The 12,273-nt window shown below is 68.1% G+C and carries 9 protein-coding genes; 1 reads left to right on the forward strand and 8 read right to left on the reverse strand.

Translation table 11 applies throughout. From position 1 onward, the window contains the following. Positions 1 to 64 precede the first annotated feature (64 nt). The 6 genes from OCUBac02_RS12905 to OCUBac02_RS12930 all read right to left on the reverse strand — a co-directional run bounded on the left by OCUBac02_RS12905 (position 65) and on the right by OCUBac02_RS12930 (position 9,441). Positions 65 to 1,162, reverse strand: a complete 1,098-nt coding sequence (locus OCUBac02_RS12905) for an ABC transporter ATP-binding protein (RefSeq protein WP_173046104.1) — start codon at positions 1,160 to 1,162, stop codon at positions 65 to 67. A 2-nt stretch (positions 1,163 to 1,164) separates the two neighbouring features. Beyond that, positions 1,165 to 2,886, reverse strand: coding sequence for an ABC transporter permease (locus OCUBac02_RS12910; protein WP_173046106.1), 1,722 nt, complete (start codon positions 2,884 to 2,886; stop codon positions 1,165 to 1,167). Between the two features lie 186 nt (positions 2,887 to 3,072). After that, positions 3,073 to 4,410 (reverse strand): ABC transporter substrate-binding protein, encoded by a 1,338-nt coding sequence (locus OCUBac02_RS12915; RefSeq protein ID WP_173046107.1) that lies wholly within the window; start codon positions 4,408 to 4,410, stop codon positions 3,073 to 3,075. Between the two features lie 365 nt (positions 4,411 to 4,775). Beyond that, a complete protein-coding gene (locus OCUBac02_RS12920) occupies positions 4,776 to 6,131 on the reverse strand; it encodes a sigma-54-dependent transcriptional regulator (RefSeq protein ID WP_173046109.1) in 1,356 nt (451 codons plus the stop codon). Then, positions 6,128 to 8,068: an ATP-binding protein gene (locus OCUBac02_RS12925; protein WP_173046112.1), complete on the reverse strand. Its 1,941-nt coding sequence runs from the start codon at positions 8,066 to 8,068 to the stop codon at positions 6,128 to 6,130. The genes OCUBac02_RS12920 and OCUBac02_RS12925 overlap by 4 nt, the downstream gene beginning before the upstream one ends. Continuing rightward, positions 8,065 to 9,441, reverse strand: coding sequence for an ABC transporter substrate-binding protein (locus tag OCUBac02_RS12930; RefSeq protein WP_244638913.1), 1,377 nt, complete (start codon positions 9,439 to 9,441; stop codon positions 8,065 to 8,067). The genes OCUBac02_RS12925 and OCUBac02_RS12930 overlap by 4 nt, the downstream gene beginning before the upstream one ends. A 138-nt stretch (positions 9,442 to 9,579) precedes the next feature. On the opposite strand from OCUBac02_RS12930, the gene OCUBac02_RS12935 reads away from it, so the two are divergent. After that, entirely contained in the window at positions 9,580 to 10,326 is a 747-nt protein-coding gene (locus tag OCUBac02_RS12935; protein ID WP_173046113.1) for a hypothetical protein, read from the forward strand. Positions 10,327 to 10,354: 28 nt separating this feature from the next. Here OCUBac02_RS12935 and OCUBac02_RS12940 read toward each other — a convergent pair whose 3' ends face one another. Then, complete coding sequence (locus OCUBac02_RS12940) at positions 10,355 to 11,260, reverse strand: RDD family protein (RefSeq protein WP_173046115.1); 906 nt, start codon at positions 11,258 to 11,260, stop codon at positions 10,355 to 10,357. Next, a complete protein-coding gene (locus OCUBac02_RS12945; protein ID WP_244638915.1) occupies positions 11,244 to 12,251 on the reverse strand; it encodes a stage II sporulation protein M in 1,008 nt (335 codons plus the stop codon). Before OCUBac02_RS12945 ends, OCUBac02_RS12940 begins: the two co-directional genes overlap by 17 nt. Positions 12,252 to 12,273: the final 22 nt, after the last annotated feature.

Genomic DNA, 12,273 nt, shown 5'->3' on the forward strand with positions numbered 1-12,273 from the left:
TCCGGGCTCAGGCCTGCGGCCTGCCCCGGAATGACGCCGAGGTTCCGCACAAAATCAGCAGCCTCTAAGCCGCTAGCCACAGCAACGCATGCGACGAAAGCCTGAGCGTCGCCCCGCTGCCGACCTCGAACAAGCCGCTGCCGGACTGGAAAGGTACGTCGACCGCGACCTCCGTCGTGCCGATGCGGACGCCATAGCGCACGCTGGCGCCGAGGAACTCGCGATTGGCGACGGTGCAGGGCAGGGCGAGCATCCCATCCCCCGCCGCGCCCGCATCGCCGAGGCTGGCATGCTGCGGCCGGAAGACCAGCTTGGCGCCCTCTGGAACATTCGCTTCAGCCGGGACCGGAACCCGCGTCCCGCCCTCGATCTCGAAGACCCGGGTCCCGCCGCTGCCGGTCAGCTTGCCGCCGAGGATATTGGCCGTACCGAGGAAACCGGCGACGAACAGGTTCGCCGGCCGCTCATAGAGCTCCATCGGCGTGCCGACCTGCTGGACGACGCCGTCGTTCATCACGGCGATGCGGTCGCAGATCGTGTTCGCCTCCTCCTGGTCATGGGTCACGAAGATCGTGGTCAGGCCGAGGCGCTGCTGCAGGTCGCGCAATTCGCGGCGCACCTGCACGCGCATCTTGGCGTCGAGATTGGAGAGCGGCTCGTCGAGCAGCAGCACCTTGGGTTCGACCGCGACGGTGCGCGCCACCGCGACGCGCTGCTGCTGTCCGCCCGAGAGCTGCGAGGGCCGCCGTTCCGCGAGATGGGCGAGGCCGACGAGGCCCAAAGCCGCCTCGACGCGCCGCTCGACTTCGGCGCGCTTTACGCCGCGCTCTTCCAGTCCGAAGGCGACGTTGCGGCGCACCGTCATATGCGGCCAGAGCGCATAGGACTGGAAGACCATGCCGACATCGCGCTTCCAAGGCGGCAGGTCGGTGATCGGCTTGCCGCCGATCCGGACCTCGCCCGTATCGGCATGGTTGAAACCGGCGATCAGGCGCAGCAGCGTGGTCTTGCCGCAGCCGGACGGCCCGAGGAAGGCGAAGAACTCGCCGGGCTTGATCGCCAGATCGATGGTCTTGAGCACATGGTTGGTGCCGTAGGACAGGTTGACGCCTTCAATGTCGACGGCGACGGCGGGCGTGGTCAGGGAGACGGTCGCGTTCATGATCAGTGGCCCATTCCCTTGGCCTTCTGGCTGCGTTCGATGATGAGATGGGAGAGGAAGGTGCAGGCCGCGACGAGGATCACCGCGACGACGCCGAGCGCGGCGCCGGGGCCGCGCCCCGCCGCCGACTGCATGAAGACGTAGAGCCCGTAGGCCAATGGCGCGTCCGAGTTGGACTGCACCAGCATCAATGTCGCCGAGAGCTCGACGGCGGCCGTCGAGAACGAGGTGACGAAGCCGGCAAGGATGCCGCCCGCCATCAGCGGCACGACGATGCGCCGGACCGTGCGCGCCTTGGTGGCCCCGAGGTTTTCGGCCGCCTCCTCGAGCGAGACCGAGATCTGCTGGAGCGCCGCATAGCAGGCGCGCAGGGCATAGGGCAGGCGCCGGATCGCCAGCGCCAGCACAATGGTGATCCAGAGCGCGGCAAGTGGCGTCCCGTCCGGCAGGGTGATGCCGTAGAAGGTTCGGAGATAGCCGATGCCGAGCACCACGCCGGGGATGGCGAGCGCCGCGGTTGCCATCCAGTCGAGCCACTCGCGGCCGACCAGCCTGGTCCGCAGCACCAGATAGGCGATGGCCACGCCGAGCACGACGTCGATGCCGCCCGCGATCGTCGCGTAGATCAGCGTGTTCTTGATATAGACCGAGCTCTCGCCGAAGACGCGGCCGTAATGCGCGACCGTATAGGCGTCTGGCAGCGGCGAGAACGACCAGATCGTCGCGAAGGAGAGCAGCAGCAGGCCCAGATGCGGCGCCAGCACCAGCCCCAGGATCAGGATGACGATGCCATAGCCGAACACGGCCTCCATCGGCGTCATCACCCGCTTGGCGAGGCCGCCGCCGCCGCGCTGCGTCGTGGCGTAGTCACGGCCCTTCAGCGCCCGCGCCGAGAGCCACATCGCCAGCACGGAAGCGACGATCAGCACGACCGAGATGACATAGCCCATCGGGTCGGCGATGCCGATCGAGGTCACCCGCAGATAGGCCTGCGGGGCCAGCATGTCCTTGACGTTGAGCAGGAGCGGCGTCGCGAGATCGTCGAAGACCTTGACGAAGACGAGCGAGGCGCCGGCGAGATAGCCTGGCATCGCCAGCGGGAAGACGATGCGCCGGAACAGCCGGAAGCCCGACGAGCCGAGATTCTGCGCGGCCTCCTCCATGGCGCGGTCGACATTGCGGAGCGCCGCCGAGAGGTTGATCAGGATAAACGGGAAATAATGGACCGACTGGACGAAGATGACGCCGTTCAGTCCCTCCATGAAGTCGATCTTGAAGCCGAACCAGTCGTCGAGCAGCAGGTTGACCGAGCCGTTGCGGCCGAAGAAGAGCTGCATCGCCACCGCGCCGACGAAGGGCGGCATGATCAGCGGCAGGAAGCCGAGCGTCTGGACGATCGCCGCGCCGCGGAAGACGAAGCGCGTCGTCAGATAGGCCAGCGGCAGGGCGAAGACGGAAGCCCAGACCACAGACATCGCCGAGACATAGAACGAGTTCCACAACGAGCGCATGAACAGCTCGGTGCGGACGAAATCGTAGAAGTTCACCAGCGTGAAGGTCGATGTGCCTTTCTCGGTGAAGGCGACATAGATCACCGTCGCCACCGGCAGCACCAGGAACATCAGGAGGAAGGCGGCGATCGCCAGCGCCAGCGCGATCTGGCCGGGCGTGCCGGCGATGCGACGGGGGCGGCGCGAGGCCGTTGCGGTCGGGATGGCTGTCATGGTGGGTGCCGGGTGTCATCCCGTGCGCGCCGCGGCATGCAGATGCCGCTGCGCAGACACGGGACCGTTTTCAGGAAAAGGCGCCTGCTGGTCGCACTTCAGAAGAAGGCGCCTGCTGGTCGCGTGGTCCCGTGTCTGCGCCGCAGCGCTTCACGCTGCAGCGCGCACGGGATGACACGCGCGAGCTTACTTCGCCGCCTGGAGCGCCTCTTCGGCCTTGGCCTTGGCCTTGGCGTAGTGGTCGCGGGCGAAGCTCGCCCATTGCGCCTCGACCTCGGCCTGGCGGGCGCCCTTCTGTTTGCCGCCGGTGAAGGCGCCGCGCAGCTCCGCGCTCGCGGCCTGCGCCTCGCTCACCGGCATGGCGGCGACGAGCACGCGGGCTTCCTCGGCCAGCGCCTTGGCCTTGTCGTTCGGCTTCTTGGCGAGCGCCGCATCGACCTCGTGCAGCACCTTGTTGACGCCCTTCAGCCCGTCGAGCTGGAAGGAGATGAGCTGGTCGAACAGCGTGTCGACGACCGCGCTGCGGCCTTCCGACTTGTCGACGTCGAAGCCGATCATCTTCTGGAAGCGCGGATCGGTGAAGGGGTTCGGATAGTCGGCGCCGGCCTTGGCGTAGACGGTGGGGTTCACCGGCAGGCGGCGGATGCCGGGCTCGAGCAGCACCTCCTGGCCGGTCGGCGAGAGCAGGAACTCGATGAAGGCTTCGGCCGCGGCCTTGTTCGGCGGGTTGGCGACGATGCCGACATTGGCCGGGACCACGGTGGTCACGCTCGGATAGACGAACTTGACCGGGAAGCCCGAGGCCTGGGCCGAGAAGGCGAAGAAGTCGATGACGATGCCGACGCCGACCTGCCCGGAATTGACCTGCTCCGGCACGCCGAAGGAGCGTTCGCTGATGGCGCGGAAATTGCCGGCCATTTCCTTGATGGTACGCCAGCCCTTGTCCCAGCCCTCGCCCTGCAGGATCGTCTCGATCGTCAGATGGGTCGTGCCGGAGCGCGACGGCGCCGCGATCGCGACATGGTCGTAGAAGACCGGCTTGGCGAGGTCCTGCCACTCCTTGGGCTCGGGCAGCTTGTTGGCCTTGGCATAGCGGTCGTTCCACATGATGCCATAGCCGGAGGCGGCGAAGCCGAAATAGAAGCCCTGCGGATCGTTGATCGGATAGGAACCGATCTTCTCGGGTATGCCGGTCGCCTTGGGCTTGTAGGCGGTGAGCAGCTTCTTGCCCTTCAGCACCTCGAAAGCGTCTGGCGCCGAGGCCCAGAACAGGTCGACCTGGTTGTTTGCCTTGGTCTCCTCGACATATTTCACGCCGGCATTGGTGTTGCGGTTCTGCACTTCGAGCGTGACGCCCGGAACGGCCTTCTCGAAGGCCTTCTTGATGGGATCGGTGACGTCCTTGGAGAAGGAGGTCACCACCGTGACCTTGCCGGCCGGCGCCTGTGCCAGAGCGATGGCCGTAAACGAGGCGCTCAGCGACAGGCCGAGAGTGGCCGCAAGCGCGGTCCGACGATTCAACATGGCTTCCTCCCGAAGCGGATTTTTTGGGTCGACGTCGAGGTCGATGCCCTTGTCTCAGCAACGGTGATGCCAAGTGTCGGCGGCGTTGATTTCCTTGCGGAATTCGGGAGGAGGGGTCGTCAGATACCCCATTTCGGGGGCGCAGCGGTAACCTGCTCGAACCCCCGATGGGTCATTACGGTAACATCCGGTGACGTCGAGGACGTACCGAACATAAGACGCGGGTCATCCCGGACGGAGCGCAGCGGAGATCCGGGATCCATTCCGGAACCTTGATCGGAAGCGCTCCGGAATGGATCCCGGGTCAAGCCCGGGATGACCCGCGTGGCTCCGAGGAAAATCCCCCAAACGCAAGCTTTCAACTTTCAGTCCGCGAGCGCCGCGGCGCCACTCAAACCGTAGCGGCGCATCTTGAGGTAGAGCGTCTTGCGGGTGATTCCGAGTGCCGCGGCGGTGACACCGATGCGCCCGTTGTGGCGCTTCAGTGCGGCTCCGATGCCCTCCGCCTCGGCGATGGCGACCAGCTCCTCCAGCGTGCGCTCGGCGACATCGGCTGCCGTGGCACCGGCAACGGCGTCCTCGAAATCCTCGTCCATGCCGAGCAGGCTGCGCTCGGCGGCGTTGCGCAATTCGCGGACATTGCCCGGCCAGTCCTGCCGCGTCAGGCGCTGGAGCAGGTCGCGCCCGAGCGGCGGGGCCGAGCGGCCGACGCGCGCGGCGGCAAGCGCGAGGAAGTGCTGGAACAGCAGGGGAATGTCCTCGCGCCGGTCGCGCAAGGGCGGCAGGCGCAGCGTCACGACGTTGAGCCGATAGACCAGGTCCTCGCGGAAGCCACCGGTCCTGGCGAGCGCGGCGAGGTCGGTCTTGGTCGCGGCGACGATGCGGATATCGACCGCGATCTCCTTGTTGGAGCCGAGGCGCTCGATCCGCCGCTCCTGCAGGGCGCGTAGGAGACGGACCTGCGCCGCCATCGGCATCGACTCGATCTCGTCGAGGAAGAGCGTGCCGCCGCTGGCATGCTCGATCTTGCCGATCCGCCGGTCGCGCGCGCCGGTGAAGGCACCGGCCTCGTGCCCGAACAATTCGCTCTCGATCATCGTTTCGGGGATCGCCCCGCAATTCACGGCGACGAAGCGCCCGGCGCGGCGATTTCCGAGGTCATGCAGCGCGCGGGCCGCGACCTCCTTGCCGGTGCCCGTCTCGCCGAAGAGCAGCACGTCGGTATCGGCATCGGCGAGCAGGGCGAGCCGGCTGCGCAGGCGCGCGACCGCCGGCGAATGCCCGACGACGCGGGCGGCCCACGGGTCTTCGGTGTGGGCGCCGGCCCTGAGCAAGCGGTTCTCGATGATCAGCCGGCGGTATTCGCTGGCGCGCCGGATCGTCTCGATCAGGCGGACCGGATCGGCCGGCTTTTCGACGAAATCCCAGGCTCCTTCGCGGATCGCCTTCACCGCCATGGGAACATCGGCATGGCCGGTGATCAGCACGACCGGGATCTCGGCATCGATCGCGGTCACGGCCGCGAGCAGCCCGAAACCGTCGCGGCCGGGCATGCGGACATCGCTGACCAGCACGACGGAAGCGTCCCGCCCGAGTTCTACGAGCGCGGCATCGGCGGAGCGTCTGCCAATGACCGCGAAGCCTTCGAGTTCCAGCGTCAGCCGCCAGGCTTCCAGCACCTCGGCATCGTCATCGACGAGGACGATCTTGGGAGCGCTCATGCGTCGATTTCCAGCGGGGCCATGACGTGGGCTGTCGTCCCTTCGAGCGTGATCAGGAAGCGGGTGCCGGCAGGGCCGGTTTCGGCGACCGCGAGCGTGCCGCCGAGATCCTTGATGATGTTGTAGGACAGCGAAAGGCCGAGGCCGAGCCCCGAGCCGACCGGCTTGGTGGTGAAGAACGGATCGAAGATGCGTTCCAGATGCGCCCGATCGATGCCGGGGCCGCTATCGGCGACCCAGATCTCGACCCTGTGGCCATTCCGGCGTGCACCGATCGCGATGGCGGCGCCCTCCATGCCGGCGATGGCGTCAAGCGCATTGGCGATCAAATTGACCAGCACCTGCTCCAGCCGGATTTCCTCGGCATGGACATGGAGGCGTCCGGCCGGCAGCTCCCGCGTGAGCGTGACGCGCTCGGCTTCGAAACGCGGTTCGAACAGCGAAAGGGCGGTCTCGATCACATCGCCGACCGAGACCGGGTTTAGAACCACGCCGGGCTTGCGGGCGAACCGCCTGAGATGCGCGATCAGGTCGGCCGCGCGCGTCGTCAGCGCCTGGATACGGCCGATCGCCTTCTGCGCCTCCTCGGGCCGGCCGCGCTCCAGCAGCAGCGCGCCGTTATGGGCGTGGGAGCGGATCGCGGCGAGCGGCTGGTTGAGCTCGTGGCTGAGACCCGCCGCCATCTGCCCGAGCGCGGCGAGCTTGGCCGCCTGGATCAGGTCGTCGCGGGTCTGCCGGAAGACGGCGAGCGCCCGGGCGAGGTCGCCGAGCTCGTCATTGCCCGCCTTCGGCAGCAGCGCCGAGGACTGGCCGCTGGCGATGCTGGTCGCCGCCTCGGTCAGGATGCGCAGGCGCGCCACCAGATGGCGCCGGACATAGAACCAGCCGATCAGCAGAGCCCCCAGCAGCGACGCCGCGGCGATGGCGAGCAGCAGGTTCCGGCCGAGCCGGATCGCCTGCGCCGACCGGTCGGCGGCCTCCTTCGCGATCGCTTCGGTCCGCTGCACCTCCTGCGAGACCAGCGTGCCCAGCTGCGTGACGAGGCGGCGGCTTTCAGAGATCAGCCGCTGCGCGTCGGCGAGCGCAGCAAGCTCGGAGCGCTTGAGACCGGGCAGGCCCGTCGTGGTGTCGGCGAGCCCGACCAGGCGCTGCGTGATCTGCCTGACCGTGATCGTGTCCGGCCAGCCGGCGAGCGCCTTGGCCTCGATCTCGAGCTGGTCGACCGCCTCGCCGATGACATGGCCGGTCTGCTCCATGTCCTCGCGGGTCTGAACGGCGCCAAGCCTCCCGAACAGGCCGACGATCAGATTGGCCTGGGCGTTGAGCGTCATCAGCGCTTCGCTCTTGCGGGTCTCCTCGCGGATCGTGTTGGGCTTGGCGGCTGCCGCTTCGCTGCCGCTCCGGCCGAGTGCGGTGTCGATGTTGAAGCGGGCATCGTCGGTCAGCGGCTCGATCTCGTCGATCAGGTCGGCCTGGAGCCAGCGCAGTTCCTCGCTGACGCCGCGAATGCGCTCGGCCAATGTGAAGCGCCGCCCCGAAACGTCGTCGATCGCTCCGAGATTGCGCCTGATCTCGGCCGCGACGGCGGTCAGCGACCGCGCATCGAAGCCGGCGCCGGCCCGCTCCGACAGCACCTTGTCGAGTTCGCTCAGGCGCTCGTCGACCACGCGCCTTCCGCGCTCGTAGCCGTCGCGACGTTCGGCACTGGCCAGTTCAGGCATGCCGGCGATGACGCGCGCGCTGGCTTCGGCGAGCCTGGCGGCGGAGGCGAGGCCCGGCAGATGCTCGCGGGCGATCGCCGCCAGTTCCTTGCTGAGCCGCTCATAGGAGATGACGCCGACGACACCGGCGCCGACCGCGAAGAGGCCGACGCCGAGGAAGGCCGCGATCAACCGGCCGCCGATGCCGAAGCGGCGCCTGGGCAGGGCAGGCGTCATGGGCGGGTCCCGGTCAGGCTCTCGTCGCGCCAGCCCAGGGCCGCAAGCCGCTCGGCCGCCTGCCGCAGGCTGTCGCTCGCCTCTGCGGCGCGAGCCGCGATCGCGTTGCGGATATCGGCCTCGACCCGCGCCTGGTCCTCGGGCAGGGGCAGGCCGCGCGGCACGCGGACGAGGTTGCGGAACCGCCCGGGCTCTCCAAGTTCCGCGACCGAGACCGGCGGCTGCGTCAGCGCCGCCCGTGCCTGTGTCAGCAAGCTGGCGGCCTGCGCGTCGGGGCGCGTGAGCAGCGCCGCTTCCATCGTCTGCAGGCTGCGCCAGAGCCTGGCCTGATCGGTGCGGCGGAAGGTGATCCACTCGTCGAAGATCAGGTTGACCAGCTCGTAGCGCCCGGCCGAGAGCCCGGCATCGAAGCCGGCGTGGTTGAAGAAGCCATCCGTCGCCGCGAGATGGGGCGGCGTCTCGTCCGGGCCATAGGCCGAGGGCGAGACGGCGAGGCGCCCGATCCGGGGCTCGCGCAGCATCCTCTGGCCTTCCGGCGAGAGCACGAAATCGATGAAGAGTTCGGCCTCCTTCGGATTGGGCGAGGTTGCGAGCCTGGCGATGCTGGCCGGCGCGAACAGCGTCTCGCCGGGCAGGACGAAGCGGTTGCCTTCGCCCTCCGCCGCATTGGCTTCGGTCAGGAAATCGATGGAGATGCCGATGCCGAAGCGCCCGCGGGCAACGCCGGCATTCACGCCGAAGCTGCGCGCTGTGATCGTCGCGAGATTGCCGCCGATCGCCGACCACAGCGCCCAGCCGCGCTCCCAGCCGAGCGATTGCAGGAGGGCCTCGACCATCAGATGCGTGGTGCCGGAGCGGGCAGGCGAGGTCAGGCCGATATGGCCGGCATAGACGGGTGCTGCGAGATCGGCCCAGTTGCGCGGCACCGGCAGGCCGCGCGCCTCCAGATAGGCCGGGTTGTAGACCAGCCCGTAGCCGGAGACGGCGAAGCCGAGATAGCGCCCGCCGGGATCGTTGACCGGGTAGCCGGCGATGGTTTCCGGCGCGCCGGTCCGGCGCGGCCGCACCGGGGCCAGCAGGTTCGCCTGCTTCAACAGCTCGAAGGCGTCGGGCGCCGAGGCCCAGAACAGATCGGCCTCCGGCCGCTTGCGCGTGCGGATGTCGATTACCGCCGCCGTCGTCTTGCGCTGCACCACCTCGACGGCGATGTCGGGATGCCGTTTCCGGAAGGCGCTGCGGAACGGCTCGAAGAAGGAGGGCGGGAACGAGGTGATGATCTGGACGCGCCGGCCCTCGGCCATGCCGCCGGCGGGCCAGCCGAAGGCCAGCACGGCGAGGAGGACGAACCTGATCGTGACGGCGTAACGACCCATCCGACCGTCATATAGCCGGCTTGGCGGCCCGGCTAGGCTGGTGGGTCGCATGCGAACAGCCCGCACCCCTCGTTCCCGTCGATTGTGCCTCTGCGCCGGGCGTGCCACAGTTCGGCCTCATTCGCGGCGGGGTTCCTCATGAGCAGCACATCGACCGGCGGATTTTCCGCTGCACCGGGCCAGTTTCGCATCGGCCCGGTGATGAACAAGACCTTCGCGGTCCTCCGGCGCCAGTTCGGCAAGTTCGTCCTGCTGGCGCTCGTCCCGATGATCCCCATCTTCCTGCTGACGCTGGGTGCGCTGTCGTCGAGCGCGCCCGCGCCGTCGGGCATCGCCTTCGGCGCGATGCTGACGGGATTGCTGACCTTCGTGCTCCAGACCGTGGCACAGGCGACGAGCCTTTACGGCGCCTTCCAGGAAATGCGCCAGCAGCCCTTCACCATCGGCGACTCCCTGCGGATCGGGCTGGCACGCGCCATTCCCGTGATCGGCGTCGGCATTCTGGTCGGCCTTGCGACCGGTCTCGGCTTCCTGCTGTTCGTGGTGCCGGGCGTCATCATCGGCTGTATGCTTTATGTCGCCATTCCCGCATGCGTCATCGAGAAGATGGGCGTGAGCGCGAGCATCAAGCGCAGCGTCGCGCTGACCAGGGGCTATCGCTGGCAGATCTTCGGACTGTTCCTGCTCGTCGTCGTGATTTCGCTGGTCGGCGTGCTCGTGCTCGCGCGGATCGGCGGCGCCGGCTTCGTCGGGCAGACTCTGAGCTTCGCCTGGCAAGTCGTCTCGACTGCCTTCGGCGCAGTGCTGGCGGCGGTGATCTATCACGATCTGCGGGTGGCGAAGGAAGGCATCGACCTCGACACGCTGACGAGCGTCTTCGACTGACCGCAACCGGCCGTGCCGCCATCGGTCCTCACGGGCCGGTGGCGGCCGGCTCGTTCTTGTCGGCGCGGTAGCGGCCGAACTGCTGCTCGCGTTCGAGATGCGCGCGCTCGGCCGTGTAGAACGCCTTCAGGAAATCGAGCGTCTCGGCCGGCGGGATAGCTTCTTCCCAGCCGATCTTGCGGCGGATCTTCTCGCAGACTTGGTCCTGCATCATCTGCGTGTCGGGCGAGGGCGGCCTGCGCAGCAATTCCTCCAGAACCTGCAATTCGAAGGCGCCATAGGCGTCGAGCTGCTTGCGGTTGAAGACGAAGCGGCTCTGCGCCTCCGCGAGCTCGGCGAGCAGCGCCCGGCGCGGCACGGAGATGACCATGGTCCCGGCGATCAGATCGCCGGCACGCAGGTGGTCGCGGTTGAAGAACGGCAGGGCAGAGAGCGCGACCGCCCAGCCGAAATAGCTCGCCGCCGTCCAGAATTCCGCTCCAACCCCGATCTTCGGCACGGCGAAGAACAGCCCGAGCGGCAGGAAGATCTCGACCTCGCGCGTCAGGTTGCGGGCGACGATCGCGCCGGGCAGGAGCGGGCCGCCGCTGCGGTCGATCACCTTGAGGTTGACGATGCGCTTGCCGGGCGTCGCGCCCTGGCTCTGCAGCTCGAAATGGATGAAGTAGAGGTTCCTGAGCAGGAATGACAGGAACAGCACGACCGTGACCGTGACCGAGCCGGTGACGCCGTGCAGCAGCGTCAGGCCGAGCACGAGGAAGAGCAGGACGGTCGCCAGCATCCAGAACAGGAAGTCGATCAGGAAGGCGACGAGTCGCTCGCCGTGGTTGGCGACATCGACCTCCAGCGTCACGCCCTCCGGCGTGGTGATCTCGCGGCGGTTGCGGGTGATGCCGTCAAGCAGACGGTTGATGCGGTCAAGTCGCTGGGCCATGGCGTCCGCGTCTGCCGCTGGAGAGGAAATAGGCGGCCCATAGCGCGCCCGTCGCAGCGCCGATCGCGAGCCGCCAGGGCGTCGAGGCGATGAGCTGGCGCAGGCCGCCTTCGATGAGTCCCGCGACGAAGAGCATCAGCACGGCCCCGCCCGCGAGCCCGGCCGCCGCCTTGCCGGCCATGGCGAGGCTGTCGAGGCGATTGTAGCGCCCGGGAAACAGGATCTTCTCGGCGATGACGAGCCCGCCGGCGCCGCACAGGATCAGCGCGCCGATCTCGGTCACGCCATGGATCGAGACCCAGCCGATGAAGTCGACGAGCAGGCCGCGATTGGAGTGCAGTGCGAAAAAGGCCCCGAGCACGACGCCCTGGTAGCCGAGCAGCAGCAGCGTCGGCACGCCGCCGAAGACGCCGAGCCCGAAGGTCATGATCCCGATCGTGGCGTTATGGCGGAACAGGAAATTGGCGAAGACCACGAAGGAATCGACGAAGCCCGGCCAGGGTGCGAAAATTTCGGTCCGGCGCAACTGCTCGGCGGTGCTGGCCGGCCCGCGCCCGCCGGCCATGCTCTCGGGCACGAGCAGGCTGAACCAGGCTTCGTTCGGCAACACCATCAGGTAGCCGATGGCGATGCCGGCCGCGATGGCGAGCGTCGCCAGCAGGATATGCCAGCCCGCGCCGCGGACGGCCTGCGGGAAGCCGTGTTTCAGGAAGCCTCCGAGCGCTTCGAGGACGCCGATGCGCGGGCCGTAGACGACGAAGAAGGCGCGCAGCACCAGTCCTTCGAGATAGAGGATCAGGTTGCGGTCTAATGCGATCGAGCGGGCGACGGAGAGCGAGGAGGCGGCTGTCCGGTAGAGCAGGGGGAGTTCCTGCAATTCGGCGGCCGAGAGACGCGACAGGCCCTTCTTCTCGACGCGCGAGACGAGATCGTCGAGCACGCGCCAAGCCGTCTCGCGGTTGCGGCGGAACTCGGCGCTGCGCAGCGTCACGGTCGCGACCGGGGGCGGCGGA

Origin of the sequence: Bosea sp. ANAM02 (assembly GCF_011764485.1) — a bacterium.
Lineage (GTDB): Bacteria > Pseudomonadota > Alphaproteobacteria > Rhizobiales > Beijerinckiaceae > Allobosea.